Annotated in this window: 16 protein-coding genes; 3 read left to right on the plus strand and 13 right to left on the minus strand. The window is 44.3% G+C overall.

Translation table 11 applies throughout. The features are described from left to right. Nucleotides 1–528 precede the first annotated feature (528 nt). The 13 genes from L5M38_RS15155 to L5M38_RS15215 all read right to left on the minus strand — a co-directional run bounded on the left by L5M38_RS15155 (nucleotide 529) and on the right by L5M38_RS15215 (nucleotide 21,289). Complete coding sequence (locus tag L5M38_RS15155) at nucleotides 529–1,062, minus strand: cell division protein ZapC (RefSeq protein ID WP_105252649.1); 534 nt, start codon at nucleotides 1,060–1,062, stop codon at nucleotides 529–531. A 200-nt stretch (nucleotides 1,063–1,262) separates the two neighbouring features. Continuing rightward, a complete protein-coding gene (gene pyrD / locus L5M38_RS15160) occupies nucleotides 1,263–2,282 on the minus strand; it encodes a quinone-dependent dihydroorotate dehydrogenase (RefSeq protein WP_113940562.1) in 1,020 nt (339 codons plus the stop codon). A gap of 63 nt (nucleotides 2,283–2,345) precedes the next feature. Further along, nucleotides 2,346–7,190, minus strand: coding sequence for an NAD-glutamate dehydrogenase (locus L5M38_RS15165; protein ID WP_113940561.1), 4,845 nt, complete (start codon nucleotides 7,188–7,190; stop codon nucleotides 2,346–2,348). A gap of 264 nt (nucleotides 7,191–7,454) precedes the next feature. Further along, entirely contained in the window at nucleotides 7,455–9,770 is a 2,316-nt protein-coding gene (locus L5M38_RS15170) for an efflux RND transporter permease subunit (RefSeq protein ID WP_263168980.1), read from the minus strand. 36 nt (nucleotides 9,771–9,806) lie between these two features. Beyond that, nucleotides 9,807–10,823: a WD40/YVTN/BNR-like repeat-containing protein gene (locus tag L5M38_RS15175; RefSeq protein ID WP_263168978.1), complete on the minus strand. Its 1,017-nt coding sequence runs from the start codon at nucleotides 10,821–10,823 to the stop codon at nucleotides 9,807–9,809. 54 nt (nucleotides 10,824–10,877) lie between these two features. Beyond that, nucleotides 10,878–12,242, minus strand: coding sequence for a DUF1329 domain-containing protein (locus L5M38_RS15180; protein ID WP_198572303.1), 1,365 nt, complete (start codon nucleotides 12,240–12,242; stop codon nucleotides 10,878–10,880). A 13-nt stretch (nucleotides 12,243–12,255) separates the two neighbouring features. Further along, nucleotides 12,256–14,298, minus strand: coding sequence for a DUF1302 domain-containing protein (locus tag L5M38_RS15185; protein WP_263179575.1), 2,043 nt, complete (start codon nucleotides 14,296–14,298; stop codon nucleotides 12,256–12,258). Nucleotides 14,299–14,636: 338 nt separating this feature from the next. Further along, on the minus strand, nucleotides 14,637–14,852 hold the full coding sequence (locus L5M38_RS15190; RefSeq protein WP_028759764.1) for a DUF2835 domain-containing protein: 216 nt from the start codon (nucleotides 14,850–14,852) through the stop codon (nucleotides 14,637–14,639). A 43-nt stretch (nucleotides 14,853–14,895) separates the two neighbouring features. Then, nucleotides 14,896–17,445 carry an aminopeptidase N gene (pepN, locus tag L5M38_RS15195; RefSeq protein ID WP_263179576.1) on the minus strand — a complete coding sequence of 850 codons (2,550 nt, stop codon included), beginning with the start codon at nucleotides 17,443–17,445 and terminating at the stop codon, nucleotides 14,896–14,898. 84 nt (nucleotides 17,446–17,529) lie between these two features. Next, nucleotides 17,530–19,575 carry a carboxy terminal-processing peptidase gene (gene prc / locus L5M38_RS15200; protein ID WP_263179577.1) on the minus strand — a complete coding sequence of 682 codons (2,046 nt, stop codon included), beginning with the start codon at nucleotides 19,573–19,575 and terminating at the stop codon, nucleotides 17,530–17,532. 28 nt (nucleotides 19,576–19,603) lie between these two features. Next, a complete protein-coding gene (gene proQ / locus L5M38_RS15205) occupies nucleotides 19,604–20,233 on the minus strand; it encodes an RNA chaperone ProQ (protein WP_028759761.1) in 630 nt (209 codons plus the stop codon). Nucleotides 20,234–20,513: 280 nt separating this feature from the next. Beyond that, nucleotides 20,514–20,972 (minus strand): GAF domain-containing protein, encoded by a 459-nt coding sequence (locus L5M38_RS15210; protein WP_028759760.1) that lies wholly within the window; start codon nucleotides 20,970–20,972, stop codon nucleotides 20,514–20,516. 17 nt (nucleotides 20,973–20,989) lie between these two features. Beyond that, complete coding sequence (locus tag L5M38_RS15215; protein WP_105252655.1) at nucleotides 20,990–21,289, minus strand: YebG family protein; 300 nt, start codon at nucleotides 21,287–21,289, stop codon at nucleotides 20,990–20,992. A gap of 207 nt (nucleotides 21,290–21,496) precedes the next feature. Here L5M38_RS15215 and L5M38_RS15220 point away from each other — a divergent pair, with 207 nt between their 5' ends. Genes L5M38_RS15220 through L5M38_RS15230 form a run of 3 tightly spaced genes read left to right on the plus strand, consistent with a single transcriptional unit; the run spans nucleotide 21,497 to nucleotide 25,374 of the window. Then, complete coding sequence (locus tag L5M38_RS15220) at nucleotides 21,497–22,129, plus strand: paraquat-inducible protein A (RefSeq protein ID WP_028759758.1); 633 nt, start codon at nucleotides 21,497–21,499, stop codon at nucleotides 22,127–22,129. Nucleotide 22,130: 1 nt separating this feature from the next. Beyond that, nucleotides 22,131–22,748, plus strand: a complete 618-nt coding sequence (locus tag L5M38_RS15225) for a paraquat-inducible protein A (protein WP_028759757.1) — start codon at nucleotides 22,131–22,133, stop codon at nucleotides 22,746–22,748. Next, nucleotides 22,735–25,374 (plus strand): PqiB family protein, encoded by a 2,640-nt coding sequence (locus L5M38_RS15230; RefSeq protein WP_263179578.1) that lies wholly within the window; start codon nucleotides 22,735–22,737, stop codon nucleotides 25,372–25,374. Before L5M38_RS15225 ends, L5M38_RS15230 begins: the two co-directional genes overlap by 14 nt. Nucleotides 25,375–25,472: the final 98 nt, after the last annotated feature.

The raw sequence follows: 25,472 nt of genomic DNA on the forward strand, positions 1-25,472 counted from the left end.
ATGTAAAAATCGAGTATTAACCTCACCCCAAAAACACGACTACAGATAATGAAGTAACAGGTAATACCGGCCTTTGCAGATGCTGAGAGAGTACAAGGAGCATATGACTCCGAAAGGACGATAAGCAGCAAAGGCGCGGTTCTCATTAAGGCCAGAGAACAAAGATTCTCACAAACAGGTCGGATATACGTACGCAGTATTACTTTCTGTTACTCAAAAAGTGGTTGATCTATTCGAGGTGTCCATATATGGACTGGCTGCGTGTCGACGAGTGAATACCATGGCAAACCAGACTGCGTAGTGAGTTTGATACTACAAGCAGAGCCAATAAAGAGTAATAAGACTCACGAATTATCATTGGGTAGCATTCGATAGAAAGGTGTTGAAGAGTCACGTGACTAATTTTAGATAAAAGCTTTCTTAGCAGAAAAGAGTACGGATAGCGCACTAATGCTATGGAGATTTAAGCGAATTATCGGCTAATAATAGATATCAAAAACCAATAATGACTATTGATCTACAACTACGCTATGCCGCAACCACGTGGCGCTGTGCACGTAGTGGGTGTAAGCGATTATGCATCACTTTGATGGTTTCAAACTGCACCATAGTTTTCGCGCCCGACAAAACACATTCAGGTGACAATAACATCACTAGCGCGGACTGTAGGGTATTTTCAACCACGAGGGCTAGTACTCTTTGCTTTTGGCATTTTAGCTCAAAGACTTTACCTACATCGCTATAAACACAGACATCACTGGTATCAAAAAACCATGATTTAGGCATTTGTGGTGTCAGCATAAAATGGGCTGCGGTGGCATTGAGCGCAATTTGAACAATAGCGGCATCGGACAAAGACAGAGTTTTAGGCAATCTATCGAGTAAGTTCATATAGAATTTGGCGTGCGCAATATTAAATTCCATGCTTGATAAGGCATCTGGAATGAGTAATTTTGCTTTATAAGACGTCAGAAATTCTATCTCGGAACCTAACGATACGCCTAATACACCATACGAATCGTTATATTTCCATTGCCAATCTTTTTGCGGCATTAATAACATAACGGTGACCCAATATTTGAACACTGGGACATAATAGTAGATATTTTATCCAATATCAAAATAAAAATAATAAAATACAAATTATTTAACAGTTACTTAGTCGATCTATTGTAAGATCTTAACAGCGATCTAAGGATCATTTTAGATCGCTGCTAAAGAATAAGATCTTATTTTAGATCGTTATATTAATCCTAAGATCATTATTTCAAGCGGTATGCATTCACTATTTCTTTAATTAACTTCGGACCTTGATAAATAAAACCTGAATAAATCTGAACCATAGTCGCGCCCGCATCAAATTTGGCTAAGGCATCTTCAGCGCTATTAATACCACCCACACCTATGATCGGGATCTGCCCTTTCAAACAAATTGCCAATTGCTTAATCACTTTAGTAGACAGCTCAGTTAAAGGTTTGCCGCTTAAGCCGCCGCTTTCATTGGCGTTGGCAAGACCGCTAACACCATCACGCGTTAAAGTAGTATTGGTCGCAATTGCGCCATCAAATTTGTTTTTAATCAAAGCTTGTGCGATATTTTCAATTTCTTCGATGGTTAAATCTGGAGCAATTTTAAGCGCGATGGGCACGTATTTTTTATGCTTTTCGGCCAGCTCAAGTTGCTTGGTTTTAATTGCGCTCAATAATTCATCTAATAGATCGCCATATTGTAGCGATCGTAATCCTGGGGTATTGGGTGATGAAATATTCACCGCAATATAAGCCGCATGGAGATAAACTTTATCCATGCAGATCAAATAATCGTCTTTACCTTGTTCTACTGGCGTGTCTTTATTTTTGCCAATATTGACGCCAACCATGATATTGGTCTTTTTAGCGATCAAATTTTTGACCAGATTATCGACACCCTTATTATTAAACCCCATGCGATTAATGATGCCTTTGGCAGGCTTTAATCTAAATAGACGGGGTAAATCGTTACCAGGCTGTGGTCTTGGGGTCACTGTACCCACTTCAATATGACCAAATCCCATCGCATGAAAGGCATCAATCGATTCGCCGTCCTTGTCCATACCGGCAGCGAGTCCCACTGGGTTAGGAAAGGTCAACCCCATAAAGCTGACAGGAGCGGGGGCAATCGTTTGTCCATATAGACACGTTAACGGGCTATTGGCGGTCATTTTTAAACTGCCTATAGCAAGATGGTGAGCTCGCTCAGGATCCATCTGAAACATGACTTTCTGTGCGATTTTATAAAACATGTACTTTCCTCGACCTAAAAAAAGCCCCGGCGATCGCCAGGGCTTCTGATTGTTATAATAAGTTTACTTTTGGCCTTCGCAATGAAGGATCAGAAGGTTAAGTTCACGTAGGGCGACAGAGAACTTAGCAAACTCATGGATTTGCGACGTTTTAAAGTCAGCTAGCATGTGGAACCATCTTTCCAATAAGCCTTGATTTATCTCAATCCACTGAGAAATCACACTTTCGGCATCACAGGTTGCACTGCAGGTTCTTAAGACCACTGAACTCAATGCACGTTGTTGCCAATCTAACTCTTCCCTAAAGGCAGCACGAGCCAGTGCTTGCCAATGGTTCGCTACAGGTTGAGCGCTGATCTGTTCTAAAAACCAATGCAGCTCAACGCGGGCGCCGAGTTTGAAGTAAGTTTCAGCCACTAATGCCACTGTCTTATCTTCTGTTTGCGCAATTTGGGCAATGTCTAAGGCAGAGAACAAGGTGCTCATGTTAGCCACAATCGTTGCCACAGCTTGTGGTACGTTTTCTTTGACCAAGGCATTGATCTCAGATTGAATACCTTTCGCTTCTTCTTCGACCAGATATAAATGAACATTATCTTTAATTTGTTCAAATACCGGTTTGAAGAAAGCAACGGTTTGTTCGATGCTCCAAGTGCGGTTACGGTGACGTAGGAACCAGCGGCTAGCACGACGCATATTGCGGCGTAACTGATGCAGCATTTCACCTTGAACCACAGCCGGAACTATGCCGTTTAAGTCAGTGATCGATTTAGTTAATTCAGCTAAACCAAATACTTCGCGGGCCATAGTGTAGCAAATTGCCGCGTCGGCAACTGAGGCACCAGTCTCATCTTGCATACGTTGAACAAAGTTCAAACCCATGTCGTTGACGAGTTCATTGGCGAGTGAGGTCGCAATGATTTCGCCACGCAGTGGATGGGTTGCCATTTTGTCGCTGTATTTTTCCTGAAGTTTTTTCGGGAAATAGGCGATAAGCAATTGGCTTAACAGCGTATCTTCAGTGATTTCTGGGGTCACTAATTGCTCTTTCAGCACCATTTTTGCATAGGCAACCAATACTGATAGCTCTGGGCGCGTTAATGCACGACCACTGGCTAGACGTTCAGCTAGCTCATCGTCAGACGGTAAGAACTCTAACGCTCTGTCTAACTTGCCTTCTTTTTCCAGATACTGGATAAAGCGGATCTGCTCTTTTAACTGCTCAGCACCACGCACTTGGGTGACGGAGATAGTACGAGTTTGATCTTTACAGTCTTGCAGTACGATTTGGCCGACTTCTTCAGTCATTTCTTCCAGTAAACGGTTACGCTGCTTAAGCGTCAGCTCACCTTCAGTCACCATAGCGTTCAGCAAAATCTTGATGTTCACTTCGTTGTCTGAACAATCCACACCACCTACGTTATCCACGAAGTCAGTGTTGATACGGCCGCCGTTAGACGCATATTCGATTCGACCTAACTGAGTACAACCTAAGTTACCACCCTCGCCGACTATCTTAGCGCGCAGTTCGCCACCGTTGACACGTAGAGCATCATTGGCACGATCGCCGACTTCAGCGTGGGTTTCCCGTGAAGATTTCACATACGTACCGATACCGCCGTTCCAGATCAAATCCACTGGCATTTTCAACAGTTCTTTCATCAGCTCAGTTGGGGTCATAGAGGTTTTCTCTGTGGCCAACATTTGCTTCATCTCTGCCGATAATGGAATGGATTTAGATGAACGTAGGAAAATACCGCCACCTTTAGAAATCAACTTGCTGCTGTAGTCTTCCCAGCTTGAACGTGGCAGAGCGAATAAACGCGCCCGTTCATCATAACTTAATGCCGTATCCGGATTTGGATCGATAAAGATGTGCATGTGGTTAAAGGCTGCAACCAGTTTAGTGTGCTTAGACAACAACATACCGTTACCGAATACGTCGCCCGCCATGTCACCTATACCTAAACAGGTAAAGTCTGTGGTTTGGCAATCAATACCGACTTCGCGGAAATGACGCTTAACCGATTCCCAGCCGCCTTTGGCCGTGATACCCATTTTCTTATGGTCATAACCGTTGCTGCCACCCGATGCGAATGCATCACCGAGCCAGAAGCGGTATTCGAGGGAAATCGAGTTTGCGATATCAGAGAATGTCGCAGTGCCTTTATCGGCTGCGACCACTAAATATGGGTCATCTTCATCGTGACGAACCACATCCAATGGGTGGACGATTTCACCGTTCAAAATGTTATCGGTAATATCGAGTAAAGCACGGATAAAGATGCGGTAACATTCTTGACCTTCGGTGAAGAAAGCTTCACGGCCGCCTTCAGTTGGCAATTGTTTACAAACAAAGCCACCTTTAGCACCCACAGGCACAATCACAGTGTTTTTCACTTGCTGTGCTTTTACCAGACCTAATACTTCGGTACGGAAGTCTTCACGACGATCTGACCAACGCAGACCACCACGAGCCACTTTACCGTAACGTAAATGCACACCTTCAACCCGTGGCGAATAAACGAATATTTCGAATTTCGGCAGTGGACGTGGCATTTCAGGGATCAGTGAAGGCATGAATTTAAACGAGATATAACTCTTAGATTCGCCTTTGGCATCCAGTTGGTAGAAGTTGGTACGCAGAGTGGCGTTAATCAAGTCTAAATAACGACGAATAATACGGTCATCATCTAAGCTAGACACTTCGTCTAAACGTAAATTGATCTGCTCCAAAAACTTGCCCAGAGTACGGGTTTTCAGTTTAGGGTTAAATTTACGGATGAACATCTTCACCAACAAATCAGCGATTTGTGGGTAACGACCGAAGGTTTCTTCAATATATGACTGACTGAAAGTCGCATCGATTTGACGCATGTATTTCGCATAAGCGCGCAATACAGAGACTTCACGGCCGGTTAAACCTGACGCCAGAATAATGCGGTTGAAGCCGTCATCTTCTAACTTCTTTTGCCACACTTGTGACAGTGCTGTTTGGAATCTGTCTTGGCTATCAGCGATGTTATCTGTGTTGACGACTTTAACTGTCATCAAGAAGTCTAAGATCCAGAAGGTAGAACCGTCTGAAGTCGTGACTTCATATGGACGCTCGTTGATCACGCGCAGACCAAAGTTTTCGAGCATTGGCAGCACGTCAGAAAGATGAATAGGCTCATCTTTGTGGAATAGCTTTAAACGCACTTTGTTGTCGTTCAGCGCCGCTTCCTGCGGTTGATAGAACAACATGCCGAGCTTGTGTTCATCATCCAGTGCTTCGAGCTGTTGCATGTCGACGACGGCAGAACTTGGCAATACGTCTTCTTTATAGCTTTGCTCAAACGCATTGAAATAACGCTTAGTCAGATGAGTGCCAGCTTCTTCGCCGAGTGCACTGTTAAGCGCAGTGCTTAACTTATCTTCCCACGAACGTGCCGCTTCTATTAAGTTGTTCTCTATGGCAGCCACATCTACATCCATATTATTGTTATCAACTTTGACTATGTAGTGAGTGCGGGCTAGCGTCGACTCGGAAAAATAAGTCGTAAACTCTACATCTTCTTTGCTGTTAAAGTGCTGGGCCAGAATACGTTGAGTATCTTGGCGGAGTTTAGTGTTGTAACGATCCTTAGAAACGTACACTAAACAGGATAAGAAACGGCCAAAGCCATCTTTGCGTACAAAGAGTTTCAGCTTGTCTCTGTCTTGCATTTCTAACACGCCATGGGCCATGTGCGATAAATCATCAACATTGGCTTGAATTAGCTCGTCACGAGGTAAATTTTCAAGGATATTTAGCAGGGCTTTATAGTCGTGTGAACGTGGGGTCAAGCCTGAACGATCTAACACACGCTGCACTTTTTCATTCAGCAGTGGGATTTCACGTGGGCTGCGGTTATACAGGTTTGACGCATATAAACCGATAAATCTATCTTCGCCAATCACATTGCCTTTCTTATCGAAACGCTTAATACCAATATAATCGACATAAGCTGGGCGATGTACGCGGCTCTTGGCACTGCTCTTAGTGAGGATCAACAAGCTGTGATCTAAGGCTTCTTTGCGGGCGCTATCGGAGAAGCTAGATAGCAACAAACCTTGCTCAGGTTGCGCTTTAGTGTGCTTGTTCATCAAACCTAAACTAGAGGCGATATTAGGCACTAACTCAACGTCACCTTCGACACGTTTCAAATCGTATTGACGGTAACCTAATAGCGTAAAGTGATGATTATTCAAGTAAGTCAGGAAGTTAATCGCTTCTTCTAACTCTTGCTTATCGCCCGGGAACGGACGTTTTGGCAATTCCTTAATCATCTCAGCCAACTTGGCAGACATGACTTCCCAGTCGTTGACTGATGAAGCGACATCGGCAAGCACAGACTGAATTTCGCGCTCTAATGCTTTGATATCGACCGTGCTGCTTTGACGGTCAATTTCAATCAAAAATACGGCGACATGCTCAGTGCTTTCAGGGCTTTTATTAAGATAAGTAACATTCGTCACACCACTTTCTGAACGCTCAATCGCCAGTGGAGTGTGCAACATCATGTGAGCAGTAATACCCATACGATTCAATGCCATACCAACTGAATCGACCAAGAATGGCATGTCAGGTTGGATAACTTCAATGATCGAGTGAGTAGATTGCCAGCCGTGTTTGGCTTGGCTAGGATTGAACACTCTCAGATGAGTGTTACCTTTTGGTGTTTTATTCAGGGCGTTCCATAAACTGAGAACCGCACCGTATAAATCACTGTCATTACGCGCATTGAGATCGTCTTTCGACATGTGGGCATAAAGGCAGGTGGCGAACTGTTCAACTTGCTTGGCTTGTGAATTAGGGACTTTAGCGTGAATTAAACTGACTACATTTTCAAGTAGTACTGAAGGCATTGCATCTTTCAAGGCCATGTTGCTGTTTCCTTAAGCGTCTATGGCAGCGCTTTTTTCATTATTTGGATGCTTCGGCTTAACAATCGCAGATAAATTAATGTGATCTAGATCGTCGCGCGAAGTTTATTACTAAAACCGCTGTATTTCGAGGAAAATTTTAGTGGTACATCCTCTTGAAATCCAGTGTTGGCGTAAACAAGGAATGACAAATGACCAAACAATCGATAAAGCAGACTAAGTATTCAAAAGTAAATGGGGAGCTTAGCTCCCCATTTGTAGACTCTACTTAGGCTGGCGCCAGAAAATGGCTGCCAATGCAGGTAGGATAATTATGGCACCGAGCATATTTACCACAAACATGAATGTTAACAATATTCCCATGTCCATTTGGAATTTAAGCGCCGAAAAGAACCAAGTACTGACACCAATCGCCAATGTAAGGCCAGTAAAAATCACCGCACTGCCCCGCTCGACCAACGCCTCATAGTAAGCCTGCTGTACTGGCATACCATTCGATAGCTTAGACGACATAGTCGAGAGGATATAAATACCATAGTCCACACCAATACCAACCCCCAGCGCGATGACAGGTAAGGTACTGACAGCTAAGCCAATATCGAGCTGAGTCATCAAAGCCTGTGCCAGTGTCGACACGACATATAACGGAATAATGACCGCCACAGTGGCTTTAAAAGATTTAAAGCTGATTAAGCAGAGTACAAACACAGCACCATAGACGTATATCATCATAGGTAACTGCGCCTCGGCCACCGCTTCGTTAGTCGCTGCCATTACACCCACAGGACCCGACGCCAGTTTAAACTGCAACTTCTCGTTGTCCATTTTCGCGGCGACGGCTTTGACCTTAGCGACCACAGTTTCTATGGTTTCGGCCTTGTGATCTTTCATAAACAGATACACAGGCATGACAGAACAATCGCCATTTAATAAACCTGAAGTCGTGGGAATTTGGCCAATGGCCTGTACTAAGCTCGCCGTTGTACGCGGCAACACTTCCCACCTTGGATTACCTTCGTTGAAGCCAGCATTCACTTTTTTAGCGACTGACGCCAAACTCACTGTCGACTCCACCCCAGGGGTATTGCGCACTAACCACTCAAACTGATCAATTTGAGTGAGCACATCGTGGTAAGTACAGGCTTCAGGTGCTGCCTCAACAATCACAGTCATCACATCTGTGGTGATAGAGAAATGATCTGTGATGAAGAAGGTATCGAGGTTATAACGCGAATCTTGATGTAACGCTGGCGCGCCGCCTTGTAAGTCACCAATCTTCATCTGATTGGCTTGTTGCAAACCCACAAAATACAACACCACAGTGGCAATAATGACTACCACAGCATATTTAGGCGTCGCAAAACGCGCCATGAAGCGCCAAATAGCCTCAGTTCGCACTTCTTCAGCGGTCGGTTCTGCGTGTTTATTGACTTTGATTTCAGTAAAAGAAATCACCAAAGGCAACAGGATAAGGTTAGTGAAAATGATCACGCCAACACCGAGCGAGGCAGAAATCGCCAGCTCGCGAATAATCCCAATATCGATAAATAACAGGGTAATAAAACCAACAGTATCGGACAGTAATGCCACACCACCCGGCACTAATAAACTACGAAATGCCGACGCCGAAGCCGCTTTTGTCGTTTGCCCGTCGAGCACTCGACGCCGTACAGCATTGATGATCTGCACCCCGTGGCTCACACCGATGGCGAAGACTAAAAACGGTACCAGAATCGACATAGGATCGAGACCGAAACCTATCACAGTCAATAAACCAAGCTGCCAGACCACAGCCGTTAAACTGCAGACCAGTGGCAACATGGTCAAGATGATGGATTTAGAAAAGAGGTAAACCATGACGGCGGTGATCAAAATCGCGATCACGAAAAACAGCAACACGCCCTTAGCGCCATCAGCCACATCCCCCGCCATTTTGGCGAAACCTATGATGTGAATTTTAACCTTATCGGTTTCGAACTTGCCCCTAAGCTCTTTTTCTAATTGTGCAGCAAAAGCAATGGTATCAAGCGGTTTACCCGTCTGTGGATCAAAATCCATTAATTGAGCCGACACCATAGCCGCACTGTAATCGTTAGCAATTAATCGGCCGACAATCCCTGCTTTTTCAATATTATCGCGAACCGTTTCTAACCCAGACACTGAAGTTGAAAAATCCGCTGGAATAACTGGCCCGCCAGCAAAACCATCCTCAACGACTTCCGTAAAACGAGTGGAAGGCGAAAAAATTGATTTCACCTGCGCACGGTCAACCCCAGGAATAAAAAACAGCTGATCATGCACGTTTTTTAAGGTATCAAAATAGTTAGCATTAAAAATATTACCGCTGGTATCCTCCACCGCCACCATGATGCTGTTGGCACCACCAAAATCTTTTTGGTGTTTCAGGTAGGTCTGCATATAACTGTGCTGCAGTGGAATATTTTTGATAAAAGCCGCATCCATTTTGAGTTGACTGGCCTGATAGCCAAAAAACAACGTCAAAAACACAAAAATGCCGACGACCCATGCGCGATTGCGAAACAAAAATGACTCAAATCCGTTGACCAGTTTTTCTAACATCTTCTCGGCCCTGTTATTTATTGTAGTTTTAAAATTTTATGGCTTAAGAATAAACAGCCCTTGGCTGCCGGATAACCACATATTCCCTTGATTATCCTTCGCAATAGACACTAAGTTTTCCCCTTGGCGACGAGTCACGATACTGCTACTGTCGTCCTCATTTAGCTTGATCACTATCCCCGCATTACCCACTAAATATAGCGCGTCGTCAGAAACAACCATGGCACCGTTGATTGAGGATTGCACAGGCAGTTCTATTTGATTCCATTGGCTTAAACTCACATCAGCTTTGAATATATGACCGCGAAGGCCCATCACATACACAGCATTTTTCGTTTCTACGGCGTTAAACATAGAACCATCGTAATCAAAATTGGTACGCGTAAATGTTTTACCTTGATCGCCAGAAACAGCGACTAAGCCCAGCTCGCCAACCAATAATAAACGTCCATCGGTTAAGGTTAAAATACGATTAAAGTGCGGCAATAATGAAGCGCGCGCACTCAAATAGGCCGATTGATCGCTGCCTTTTAACTCCGCCAAATAAGCCACATCTTCTTCAGCTAAAAGCTCCTCATGGAACTCCTCGCGCCACTGGGCACCGCCATCATTAGTGCGATAAAACAAACCGTAAGCGCCAATTGCAATGCCATTGTTTTCGTCTAAAAACACCACATCGAGGAAAGGCTTTTCAATCTCTGGAGAATGCATTTGTAGCTGCCAAGTTTGACCGCCATCCTGAGTCTGTAAAATGGTTGCATCATGACCTACAGCCCAACCGCGTTTTTCATTGAGAAAAAAGACTTTGGTCAGCTGTGAACTCACGGGCGTTGCCACTTGATGCCAACTGCCGTCATACACCAGAGCATGGCCACGTTCACCCACAGCCACTAAACCTGCGCCTACGTTGGCAATATCTAAAATCAAAGATGAAGCAGCAAGAGGTTGAACTTGAGAAAAAATCTGATCAGAGGGCGTTGCAGATAACGTAGAAGGAAAAAAAGCGCCACCGAAACTTAATACAGCGACACACTGAAGGATGCGAAACGACATACAAACTTCCTTAAACTAATGAGGGGCGCTAAGCGCCCCTTTGTACGTGGCCTATTAACGGATACCTTCACGACGCAATGCATCGGGGGTAAAGTTAGCTTCAGTAAGTTTGGCATCGAAGTTATACATGCCACTTTGGTTGTCTAAGCCCATGGCGAGATAACGACGGGATTGCAAATCATGGAAGACTTCTAAAGTATCCCACTGTGCTGGCACTTCGTAGTAATTCAAGCCATGTGCAACAGCCACACGATACAACTGATCACGGTTGTCGTAGAGATCGGCGATTGACACTTGCCATGAATCTTCATCAAGGTACATATCGCGCACTTTATAAATGTGGCGCATACCGTCTTTCAGCGTCGCCCTCACTTGCCATACGCGGTGTTTTTCCCAACGAACGTATTCAGGATTCACATGACCAGGTTTCAATATTTGGTCATATTTAAGCTTATCTGAATGCAGTTTGTAATCGTTGTACGGGATATAAATTTCTTTTTTGCCAACCAGTTCCCAGTTGTAACGCACTGGAGAGCCGTTAAACATATCGAAATCATCTGTCGTACGCAGACCATCTGACACTGTACCCGGTGTATCAAAAGCCACGTTCGGCGCTTTACGTACTCGACGTTGACCTGTGTTATAGGTCCAAGCTTGGCGGGGAAGCGCCTCTTGATCCATGGTTTCTTTAACCAATAAGGCTGTACCTGCTAAACGTGCAGGCTGAGTCACCACTTGCTTAAAGTAGAACAGCGTATTGCTGGCTTTAAGCTGATCTAAGGTAATTTCTGGACGAGAATATTCGAAGCGAATTTCCTCAGCCGTTTCCACTAAGCTATAGCTACCATCGGCTGTCGGTGCAGCTTGGCTACGGGAAGTTTCGATATCGATACCACGAAAACGCAAAATGTGGTTCCAAATTGCTTCTAAACCATTTGCAGGGATCGGGAATGGAATACCAATAGCCGCGCCAGAAATACCATTGCCCTGTGCAATCAGTTCAGCACGAGTCGCGTTAACTTTAGTCGCATCGTAAACGAACTGTGGTACAGAGGCGCTACGGCGAGTCTTATACACATTCATCTTGTAGGTATCAGGATAAAGTTCGAACAGCTTCATCTGACCCGGCGTTAAAAAATCTTTATATTGCGCTTTGTTAGCATTGGTAATAGTAAATTCAATCTTATCCTCAGGGAAAGGATCTGGATGATGCATCCCTTTGGTATAACCCGCCACAGGCTTAGTGATACCACCATCCCACGCAGGAATAGAACCATCAGCATTACCTGCTTTTTCAGCACCTAAAGGGGTAAGTTCATTGCCAAGTTTTGCCGCATCAGCTTCTGATATCTTAGCCATAGCGACTGGCGCTGCGAACGCCAGCATGACTGCACTCGCCAATATCGTCAGTTTCTTCATTGTTTGAGTCCTTTTAGATCGAATACTTGATATTGAATGAAACATAATCACGATCTGCCATCGCATTCGTCGTACCGACACCGCCAAAGAAATTGTTATAGGAGATATCTGCACCCCAACGGTTTTGATAGTCGAAGTTAACGCCTAGCGCGACAGACTTACGTCCTTCAGTGAACAGGAACATAGGATCAGGTGTAATACCATCAACGTCATGGGAGAAAATCACCCGTGGAGACATATTGACCCCAGCAAATACGTTGTTGAAATCCGCCTTTCCAACTAAACGGTATCCCCAAGCAAAATCGGTTGGGAACGGGTTAGTTTCAGGACCATTGTGCAAGGCTTGAATGATGCCGGGCATATCTGGGTTGCCGCCAGAACGTGACGTACCAGGACCATTGAGACGTAGCTCATCAAAACCTGGCATATCATGGATCCACACGCCACCCACTTCGGCCAACATGGTCAAGTTATCTAAACCTAAGGTTGGACCAAATAAATGGGTGAAAGTCATCTGCGCCTGAGTGGTATCAAGACGGATAAAGCCATCCACGGTTTCACCCGGTTTAACATCTTTAATCTGCGAAATACCATCGAGATCTGGACGAAGACCAGCGTTAGCTAACTGCTGTGGCATACCGGCAAACAATAATTCTACGTCATCGATTTGCAGTGGTTCATCCTGACGATGGGCAATTTCAGCCGCGACAGAGGTATCACCAACCAAGGTATTGAAACTGAAACCGTAAAGCTTGATATCTTCTGGATAAACGATTTGCGCCTTAGAGAAACTCTTCAAATTGAGCAGCAATTTACGATCAATGTTACCCGAGTTTTGACCTATGGTCGCCAGATCAGACAAAAGTGCACCCGTGCTAAAATCGGCGGCAGTACCACTTATAAGAGGACGACGGCTATGATAATTCATGAAATAAAAACCAAATTCGGTTTCACCCAGTGAAGGCGCGTAATAACCCAGCTTAATACCATATTGGCCATCATTGCTTGGCTCTGCCTCATCCTGCACTAGCGTCACTTTTGTTGGGTAAGCTAAGGCCATAGAAACCAATTGCTGTGTCGGAATAGATTGGCCGCTGGCAATCATGCCCGCTAAACGCTCGTATTCTTGCATCACAAAGTCTAAATTGATGTCAGGGTTAGCATTAAACCCAAGCTGAGCGTTTTGAGCGTAACCACCGAAACCCGCAAAATCGTTAGTCGCAAAAATAGAACCCGGTGTTGGTACCCAAATAGGTTGCCAATCATATTGATAGAATGCTTCTACCGTTAATGAATCCGTCAAACCAAGGGAAGCCCATACCATACCTTGAGGTCTGAACGCTTCTTTTAGTTCAGCACCTGGCGCATTAAGTATGTTCAAGTCAACGGCGTTGATTTCACTGATCCCATGGGCAATCAGTGTACTTTCACCCCATGACACCACTTGATTACCTACACGAATAGATAATGGATTAGCGCCATCGTTAAGATCAAAATTGCCATACACAAACGCATCGAGTAGGCGAATATCTTTACATTGAACTTCTGAAGCACGGTTATCTTCACAAGGGTCAAACTCTTTGCCCGTTATCGGATCATTAAAATCATAATTACCGTCATTGAGTTTACGATCATAGAAATACATACCACGAGCGAATAAACCGTAGTTTTTGTATTTCAATGACAATTCATGCAAACCTTTAACGATTTCGGATGTAGTATCGCCTTGAGAATAAAGTAAATTACTTAAGTCATTGTTACTGGAATACGATCCGGGCTGGGCCCAAATCTCAGCAGAAGTGTATTTAGTATTGCCAAATGCGCTGTAATTAGACCAATCGAATTGGGGTTGATTAACCTTACCAATTTGACCTTCCCAATCGCGCTCCCCTACACGCCAGCTCGCACCAGCAGTCCAAGTTGAGTCAAATGTGCCCTCAACCTCTCCCCAATTAAAAGATACTGCATTAACGCTTGGGATCATTAACAAACTCAATGCCGACGCCACCCCCAAAGCAAGCGCCGATTTGTTAAAACTATTTTTAACAATTTTCATTTTAGCTCTCCGTACCCTGCTGGATTCTTTGTTTTAGGAATTACAACCAACATCTTGTTAGCTCACAGGTAACATCATTGTTACAGCAATTAATCCCCTTGAGCAAGGCGCAGTTAGAGAAAATTTTCTAAAGAATTAAGCATGTAGGTACATTTGTACCGTTAACTAAAAAGGAGAGATTTAAATTAGCGAAAAGCGGAATAGGAATGAAACATAAAAACACATTAAAAAATCATATAATTCATTAACATATTTAAAAACAAAATATCACAAAGCGAGCTTAGTAATCAGCCGACCGTTTAAAGTAATTGCTCTAAGTAAAGATAAACAAATTAAGACTAAACTCGATTTAATGAAACAAATTGTCCCTTGTCATCTAAAACCAATTTGAAATAGCCTTGAATGCCATTTTCGGTTAAAAAACGCCTAAAATGACGGCCATTAATCCACAAAATCCGCCCTTGAGTTTCACGAACCTCGACTTTATCGGCAAGCCCTTGATAATAAGGTAAGAAATCTCGATAGCTGATCGATAGTTTGAAATACAGTTCCATAATATCAGGGCAGCACAGACTGCTGCCTTCCTCCTACAAACTGCTATTTTGCCAATGCTTTAGAGACTTTTTCGTACATATCCTTAGATAAGTCAGGCAAAGCCAAAAGTTGCCCTAAACAGGCTTTTATCAAGGTTTGGCGGCCTAAGTCGAATTTATGATACTGGATCAATGGCGTCACCATACGGGCCGCAACCTGCGGATTGAGCTTATTAAGGGTCATTAAGCATTCGGTTAAGAAAGCATAACCCTTACCGTCTCTACGGTGGAATTGATAAATATTACCGGCAGCAAAACTGCCCACTAAAGCACGCACTCGGTTTGGATTGCTCATACTAAAGCACTTGTGTTGCTGCAACTGACGCAAACACTCAATCACATCATCTGCATCACGGGTCGCTTGCAACATAAACCATTTATCCATCACTAATGGCGTATCCTGCCAACGTAACTCAAATGTCGTCATCAGTTCATCACGACAAGGTAAATTCCCAACATTGGCTGCCGTCAACGCACCAAGAGAATCCGTCATATTACTGGCGTTATCGAACTGAGAAATCACTAACCCCTCAGCCTCATCCGACACCCGAGCTAACCAAGTTAAACACTGATTTTTAAGGGCTCTTGCCTGCGTACTCTCTACTGCGACTAAAGAACGATATAGCGCAATCAATTCATCTTCACTATGTGAAGCGAGCTCTATTAGTACAAATTCACGTGCTAAAGCTAACGCATCTAGATCAACACTCTCTGTTTGCTCAATCAAAGCCGAAGCCGTAGGTATCGCTAATATTTCGGCGATCAATGCCGGATCAAGCTCAGTGTCTAACAACACACCTTTAAAACTATCGCGCACCCGGGGATCGAGAGCCATAGCTTGTTGCTGTTGTAAACTCGCCACATTTTGCCAAATAGCTTGGCTCACTAAGGTCACAGAAGCTTCCCAACGCGCCACTTCGCTGCTAGCAAAACGCATCAAGTGAACGAGTTGATCCACATTGAATCGATATTGTAATTTGACGGGCGCGGAAAAGTTTTGCAGTAACGAAGCGACAGGTTTATGAGTGAGTCCATCAAAGCTAAACACTTGTTCAGTTTGAGTAAAATTGAGGATTTCATTCACTAAAGAATGGCCCTTCGCATCTAAGAGCTCTAAGCTAAACGGAATATGCAGCGGTGATGCACAGTTCGCTAGACTTTGTTTAAGGGTCAATTGATAAACGCCCGTTTGCGCATCAAAGCTGTCCATCGCAGTCACAATCGGCGTACCAGCTTGGCTATACCATAAACGGAACTGGGTTAAATCCACTCCGCTGGCATCTTCCATTGCCGCCACAAAATCATCACAGGTGACAGCTTGGCCGTCGTGGCGTTTAAAATACAGTTTCATTCCCGCCTGAAACTTTTCTTCGCCGAGCAAAGTGTGCATCATGCGGATGACTTCAGCGCCCTTGTTATACACAGTCACAGTGTAGAAATTATTCATCTCAATGACAGATTCTGGACGAATAGGATGGGACATAGGGCCAGAATCTTCTGCAAATTGCTGATTCTTGATCACTTTAATTGCATGAATTCGATTCACAGCGCGTGAACCTAAATCAGAGCTAAATTCTTGATCGCGAAAAACCGTTAAGCCTTCTTTCAAACTTAACTGGAACCAATCGCGGCACGTTACGCGGTTTCCTGTCCAATTATGGAAATACTCATGGCCTACAACCGATTCAATGCCGTGATAATCCTCGTCGGTGGCCGTTAAGGTATCTGCGAGCACATATTTAGTGTTAAAGATATTTAAGCCTTTGTTTTCCATCGCACCCATATTGAAAAAGTCGACGGCCACTATCATGTAAATATCTAAATCATACTCAAGATCAAAACGGCTCTCATCCCATGCCATGGATTTCTTAAGTGATGCCATCGCATGGTGTGCTTTATGTAAATTACCTTTATCAACGAACACTTGCAGGATCACTTTACGGCGACTGCGAGTAATGAACTCATCTTGCAATAGATCAAAATCGCCAGCGACTAAGGCAAATAAATACGCTGGTTTTGGAAATGGATCTTGCCAGCAAACATAATGGCGTCCGCCATCTAACTCACCTTGATCAATCAAATTACCGTTACTCAGTAAAAACGGGAATGCGGCTCTATCGGCTTCGATACGAACAGTGTATTTAGCTAATACATCAGGGCGGTCAAGGAAATAAGTGATACGTCGAAAGCCCTCTGCCTCGCATTGCGTGCAGTAGGCACCATCGGACATATAGAGCCCTTCAAGGCTCGAATTAGCTTCAGGATCGAGCTTAGTGATAATGTTAAGCTCAAACTCATCAAGCTCAGTTTCTAGAACTAATTGACCTGCACTAACATGGTAAGGCACAGCATCACCATTAATAGTCAGCGAAACAACGGTCAAATCTTCGCCATCCAACACTAAGGCTTGTGCATGTTTTGAAGTGCGTTTTATACGACTGATCGCCTGCACTTGGGTTTCATTGCCTGCCAAATTAAAAGCTAAATCGATAGTCTCTATCGTAAAAAGTGGCGCTTGATAATCTTTTAAGTATTTTGCTTGAGCTTGTGTCATTTCGATCCCTTTAACGCTGATCTAAATAAGAAAAAACGCGCCATAAGCGCGTTTTGATATCGGATAAATCGACTCGACTAGCGCCTACTTAGCACTAGTTTTAGCCATTTTTTGCACATCAGCCATATCTAAGGTGATATAAGCGGTTTCGTCTAAAAATGCATCTGGCAATTCAGCGTCGTCTTTAATGTCTTCCATTGATTTAACCGGTGCTAAACCATTGGCGACTCGACGCTCGTTTGTTCTGTCGAGGACTTTTTTCTCATCGGCTTCACGGGAAGCAATACGCTCACTTTCAACCAGAGAAACTGTCTTCTCTTTGTGATGCTTTTTAAAGTCGGCAATATCTTGATTGATATAGGCAAACTCTACGCTATTTTTTATACGGTTAAGGTGCTTAGATTCAAGGCTAGTCACTAACTCAGGCGTAACATCATTAAGCGTGCCATATTGCGCCATAGGCACTTTATCCCAAGGTAAAGCATTTTTCTCTTCAGCTTCACCGTACTCGCCCGGCTCCAACGCACTTGGGTAAGAAATGTTGGGGGTCACACCTTTAATCTGTGTACTACCACCATTAATACGGTAGAACTTTTGAATCGTATACTGCACATGGCCAATTGGCTTTTCATACATGTCGTAGATACGGCCTAGGCTCTTATGCTGCTGTACTGTGCCTTTCCCAAAACTCGACTCACCGACGATCAGTGCACGGTCATAATCTTGCAATGCGGCAGCAAAAATTTCAGAGGCTGAAGCACTGTAACGGTCAACCATCACAGTCAATGGTCCTGCATAACTGGTTTTACCGTCGTTATCACGATGCGCAGACACTCGTCCATCGGCATCACGAATTTGCACTACAGGGCCCATATCGATAAAAAGTCCCGTCAGCAGCACGGCTTCCGTTAATGCACCACCACCGTTACCTCTAAGGTCGATGACTATGCCTTCTACTTTGGCGTCGTTTAACTTCACTAGCTCTTTTTCAACGTCCTGCGACAAATTCATATAGAAACCAGGAATTTGGATCACACCGACTTTGCGATTTGCGTACTCGCCGTCTTTAGGTTCAATCACCTTAGAGGTTGCCGCTCTATCTTCAAGACGAATTTTGTCGCGAACTAAGGTAACGTCGAATGGCTTAGCATTGGAACCGCCTTTCTTCGGTAAAATTTGCAGAACAACTTTACTGCCCTTAGGCCCTTTGATCAGGTCGACCACGTCGTCTAAACGCCAGCCGATTACATCAACAATTTCACCGCCTTCTTGACCGACGCCGACAATCTTGTCTTCCGGCGACAGTTTTTCACTGCCCGCAGCAGGGCCGCCAGTAATTAAACTTTTAATGACAGTGTAATCGTCTTCAAGTTGCAGTTGAGCACCAATGCCTTCAAGGCTCAAGTTCATTTCCATTTGGAAACGTTCAGCATTGCGTGGTGAAAGGTAACTTGTATGTGGCTCAATGCTACGGGAGAAGGCATTCATCACGCCTTGGAACACGTCTTCACTGTTAGTTTGAATCAAACGTTTAATGGCGTTGTTGTAACGCTTTTGGAGGATATCAACAATCTCAGGCCATTTCTTACCTGTGAGTTTAAGATTTAGTGCATCGTATTTAACACGTTGACGCCATAACTCATTAATTTCTGTCTGGTCTTTTGGCCATGCGGCCTCATCGCGGTCGTACTCATAGGCATCACCGGGCGCAGAAAAATCCATCTCTTTGTCTAATAGAGATAAAGCATAGACAAAGCCTTCATAGCGGCGCTTTTGGACGATATCAAACATTTTATAGGCAGGCTCAAGTTCACCAGAACTAAGCATGTCATCGAATTGGGTTGCATAAGGTTTAAAACTATCGACATCCGCTTGGGTTAACACATTGCGGCGATAGTCCAACTGCTGTAGATAACGATCAAAAATTTGCGCAGAAAAGGCGTCATCAAGATTGAATCTATGATAGTGCGAACGAGTGTATAAGTCCGTTACCCTTTTGCTCGCAACCTTATGTTGCGCTTCCTGCTTGAGAGTGGGTAACTCGCTGATTTGAATCGTGGGTGGTACGGCCCAAGCCGAGAATCCGACAAAAACAGTGGCGATCGAGGTAGCCAAAGTGAGTTTTCGCATCAACAAGTTACTCCGTTTTAATAAATGATTACAGCAGGATATGTTCTGCTCTAACTTTAATCGTTAGGCCACTATCAAGCTGAACATGAATATCTTCCTTGTTAATGTCAGTAATCACACCGGCTACGGGTGTCATACCTAATTTAACATTGACGCGTTGTTTTTTCGTTAAATCAGTCAATTGTGCTTGAACATAATTGACGACTGGCGCTGCAGCTTTTGGTGCAGGCTTAGCAGGACGCTCAGTTTTAGGACGCTGAGGAACAGCCACCTTTTTAGGTGCTTTCTTCGCCGCAGGCTTAGGTGCAAGTGCTGCACGTTTCGCTTTGGCCTTATCCTGACTCTCTTTCAACATGGCTTGAGCATGATCAATGTGCTCTTGCTCTAACTCGCCGCAAGGTTCGCCATCCAGGTTTACGCGTTGTGCGCCCGCTTTAACGCACTTTAAATAGCGCCAGCTGCTGGTGTAACGTCTCAAGGCAACTCTGAGCTGAGTTTTACTGACTTTAGAATCATCAGCCAACCTTTCAGCCAAATCTTGAAACAATCCGATTTTTAATGGCTTAGTTTCACCTTCAGCAATAAAGCACAAAGGAAATGTTTCATACAAATACGCCAAAATTGCATTGGTGTCGGTCAACTTTTCTGTTGATTCCATCATTACTTCCACAGTCAAAAAGGGACATCGATTCGAGGTGATATATATCAGCTTCTTACATGTCGTTTATCTTCGTTAAACTCAATATTGAGTCAACGTACAAATTAGCATCCTAGCCGCGTTTACTAAAGTTAAAAAATATACCTTAACAAATTTTGTCAGCTCAAAACACTAAGCTTATTCATTGCATGCCAATCAAACCAGCTTAATGCGTGCAGGCGCATATTATAAGGCGCACGCCACCGATTGCGACTATGAATTATGCGTTATTGTACGCAAATTAATCAAATAGGCAGTTTTCAAAACTTTTAACCAGTAATTCCAGCCCCTTTTGGTCTTCTTCATCGAAACGATCGAAGATAGGACTGTCAATATCGAGCACGGCAACCACGTTACCTTGCGCACGAACTGGCACAACGATTTCAGAATTACTGGCAGAATCACAGGCAATATGACCATCAAATTGATGGACATCGGCCACTCGCTGAGTTTGATTAGTGAATGCTGCTGTACCACACACACCTTTTCCTAACGGAATGCGTGTACAAGCCACTTTACCTTGAAACGGGCCTAATACTAGTTGTTCGCCACGCATGACGTAGAATCCCACCCAGTTCAGCTCAGTTAAATTATCATTGAGCAAGGCTGAAAAATTCGCCATAGCCGCAACAAGGTCGTCTTCCCCTTCCAACAAGGCCAAGGCTTGACGGTTAAGTGACTCATAAAATTTCGATTTCATTACATTTCCTAACAATTTTATTCTGCTGCTTCGGTCTTTTTAGCCGCTTTTTTCGCTGCAGGCGGATTCGTTGGCGTACTATTAACCTGAACGGCGCCTTTAAGCAAGTTCGTCAGCTCATCTTTATTGTTAGCAAAATAGAATGCGAGCTTTTCGCCCACACTTTCATCTATACCCAAATCAGCTTTTTGAATGAAGGGGATAAGGTTATCGGCGATATCGAGCATCTTATCGTAGGCATCAGCCTCCTTCTTAGATGTGAATGTCATCTTTTCAACCCCTTCTCTGACCACGACAAACTGTGTTATTACTGCCATGACTGCCCTCGCACTGTTTTTATATACAGTAACTAGAGTGACATAGATTGAACTTGTGATGCAAGTGTTCTGATTAATCTGATATTATTAGCGTACTTTCGTTGCCAAGATTATAAAAGCGCTAGACGTGGCTGAACAGCTAACTAGCACGACACTTTGCACCGTTCTCGCTGTTATTACTCCTATTAGGCTAATATATATTTTTATATGCATGAAAACGCAGCAGAAAATTCAGTAACCCTATGCCGCTCCTGCGATTTAGCAGTCCGCAAACGTGCCTTGCCTAGCGGCGTTAGAGCAATCTGTCCTCGTTGCAGCACTGCACTTTATGACACGCCATACTGCTCTGTGAATGGTATGTTAGCCCTATGTATTTCGGCATTAGTGTTTTATTTCCCTGCTAATTTTTTACCCGTACTCGAGATCCACTTTTTCGGCAGTATTCGTACTACCACGGTTTTCCAAGGGGCATTTGCAGTATTTGACCAAGGCTATTGGGTTGTAGGTGTCGCCGTACTTGCCGCAGCTGTGATAGGTCCAGGCTTATTACTGTTATCGATATTGACACAGATTTTAATTGTGAAATGGGGATTGAGTAGCCTTTTTTGGCGTAACTCATTGAAGCAGTTGTTAAAATTTCATGGCGTCTTATCGCAGCTCACTATGCTGGAAATTTATGTGATCAGCTTCTTAGTTTCATCATTTCAGCTATCTGATTTTTCGGACATTTATTTTGGTATGGGCACATTTTGCTTCACTATGCTGTTTCTCGTGACCTTGTTTCTACAAAGAGAATACGACTTAGAACATATGTGGACGTTATTGGAAGGTCATAGCTGATATGAAACAACAAGGTAAAGATATCGGCCTATGTCTCTGTAAAGTGTGTCGCCAACTCAACAGCAGTGAACTCACGCACTGTCAGCGCTGTGAAACTGAGTTGCAAGTCAGAGACTATTCCAGCCTGCAAAAAAGTTGGGCTTTGTTGATTACCGCTGCCATCTTACTGGTGCCAGCCAACATTTACCCTATCACTATGCTGACCAACCAAGGCCAAGTGCGGCACGACACGATTTTTTCGGGCATTTTACATTTAGTGCATTCAGATATGCTGCCTATTGCCATCATAGTGTTTACCGCCAGTATTTTAGTACCATGGATTAAAATCATCGGCTTATCCATTTATCTGTGTGCGATCAGCTTTGATATCCCGATTTCAAAAAAGAAATTGATGGTGGGTTTTCACATCATCGAATGGATTGGCCGCTGGTCAATGCTCGATTTATTTGTCATCTCAATCACAGTGGCATTAGTGAACATGGGACAATTACTCGACGCGAAACCAGCGCCTGCGGCTACCGCATTTGCCTTGGTGATTCTGTTAACTCAGTTAGCCGCAAAAGTTTTAGACACTCGTTTACTCTGGGATCGATTGGAACCTCAAGATGACACAAATTGAATCGCCGAAAGTTGTAAAGAAAAAACTCTTTTCGCCCATTTGGCTCCTTCCTATTGTCGCGTTGGCATTAGGTGCTTGGCTGGGCATTAAGAGCATTAAAGAATCGGGAGTTGAAATTCAAATTCACTTTCCGAGCGCCACAGGGATTGATGTGGGTAAAACCTTAGTCAAATACCAAGGTTTGACTGTCGGTAAAGTGAAAGACATTGGCATAGATGACGATCTCAAAGGCGTGAACGTCAAGGTCATGATGGACTACCGCGCTAAGCCTTTCTTGAATAAAGAAACCCTCTTCTGGCTTGTCACACCTAAAGCAAGTATTACAGGTGTTGAAGGCTTAGATGCGCTGTTTTCGGGTAACTATATTGCCATCCAACCAGGGAAAGGTAATGCCTCGACCTTTTTTGAAGCAGAACGCCAACCGCCGCCGATGCAAATCGGCTCAGAAGGTGTGATGGTCGAATTGACCTCCGATAAACTGGGTTCGCTCGATGTTGGCTCGCCAATATTTTTCCGCCAAATCCCCGTGGGTAGCGTGGTCAGCTATCGTTTAGATGGCAATCAAAGGGTCATTATCAGCGCTTTCATTCAAGAGCAATATGCGCGGTTAGTGAAGAAAAATTCTCACTTTTGGAATGTTTCTGGCGTCAAAATTGATGCTTCACTAACTGGGGTTAAAGTCAGTTCAGAGAGTTTGGCGTCCATTCTGGCTGGCGGCGTGAGTTTCAGCTCTGACGATAAAGCAGACATAGCTAAAAACGGTGACGTTTTTTCGCTTTATGATTCAGAAACCACCGCCCTTGGCGGCATAGAAATAAACCTAACCATGGCTGACGCTAACGGTGTCGACAAAGGTACCCGCATCGTTTATCGCGGCATGAGCATTGGCAGTATTTTAAGTAAACAACTCACGTCCAATGGTGTTACAGCAGTGGCTAAATTTGAACCTCAATACGGTTCACTGTTAACTAACGACGGCGTGTTTTGGCTTGAAGGTGCTGATATTTCCCTCTCAGGCATTAAGAATCCAGAACGCTTACTGACAGGTAGCGTGATCAACTTCCTGCCAGGCATCAACACCAAAAGCGCGGTACCAAGCAGCTTTGCCTTACAAGCCAAAGCGCCTGACTTACTGCAATCGAAGAAGCGTTTCTTGGCCTTAACCTCAGCCGAAAACATGGGCATTTCAGCGGGCGCTCAAGTTCGCTTCAAGCAAATCCCCATTGGTTCCGTGCTTACAGTTAAGTTAACCAAAGATTTATCGGCGGTGGAATACCAACTCGAGCTACAACCTGAGTTTGCCAGTCTAATACGCAGCGACAGCTATTTTGTGCCTGAGTCGGCATTAACGGTAAACGCATCGTTAGACGGGGTCTCAGTCAAAGCAAGGGATTTTACAACGCTCACTCAAGGTGCAGTTAGCTTGATCCAAGGTCATAGCGACACACCTTTAGCTGCTAACAGCGCTCTGACCCTCTTTAGCTCTGTGGATGCCGCGACAGTTTTTTATGATCGTCAGCAGCAAGTGCATTTAACGTTAATCAGTCAAGATGGCGCCGATGTCAGCCAAGGCTCACCGATTTACTATAAAAAAATGCAAATTGGCACAGTTGACTCAGTGAACTGGCAAAGCAAAACCGAAGACTTCGCTATCAAGCTCGCCATAGACAAACAGTTTCAACCCTTGCTGAAAAAGCCAAAAGTATTCTGGCGTAACAGCGCCGTGGATATCAGTGCCAGTCTTGCGGGCATTGATGTTGCGGTCGCGCCGCTTCAAGGAGCATTAAAGGGCAGCATCAGTCTGGGATTACTTGATAGTAATGACAAAGCCAGCAATGCAGCTAACTTAAAACTCTATGAGAGCAAGCAGTTGGCATTAACTCAGGCGCAGGCAATTCGCCTCACATTACCCGCCTCCAGCAAACTGACGGCCAAGGCCGCGATTCGCTATCAAGGTCATCAAGTGGGTGAAGTGTCGCAGGTGAAGCTCAATGCGGATCTCAATACACTCACAGCTAGCGCATATCTCTACGGGGAATATGCCGAACATTTCAGCCGCAGTGACTGTGAATATCATTTAGTGGATGCACAAATTTCTCTGGCGGGGATCAAAGCGCCAGAAACCTTGATCACAGGTCCTTACATAGGAGTCTTACCGGGTAAGAGTAGTCAAAAAGCGACCCAGTTTGTTGCCAACCTCGCTGCCAGCAGCTATGCCAATGTTGCCGAAGATGCGCTGAAATTCATTCTAGAAGATACTAGCCTAGGCTCAATGAAAGTCGGCACACCTATCTTCTTCCGAGGGATTAAAGTCGGTCAAATCGACGGTTATAGCCTATCGACACAGGGGAATAGTGTATTGATGCAGGCCCATATCGAGGCACAGTACAGTCACTTAGTGAATCAAAGCAGTCAGTTCTGGGATGCCTCAGGGATTAAAGTCGATGTCGGCCTCTTTTCAGGTGCCCAAATCGAAGCGGGCTCGCTGGAAACCTTACTCGCTGGCGGCATCAATGTGGCGACTAAGGACACGACTCAAGGGGATAATCGTTTAGCGACTGGCACAGTATTAAGATTGCAACACAAAGCCGAAAACGAATGGCAGCAATGGGCACCAGCCCAGTAATTATTTTCATCAAAATACTTACACCAACGCACTAATATTAAAGCTCTTACAAATAAATCAGGCGCATAATGCGCCTGATTTATTTTTAGCTTCTCGCA

Source organism: Shewanella sp. SM101, assembly GCF_025654465.1.
Taxonomy (GTDB): Bacteria; Pseudomonadota; Gammaproteobacteria; order Enterobacterales; family Shewanellaceae; genus Shewanella; species Shewanella oncorhynchi.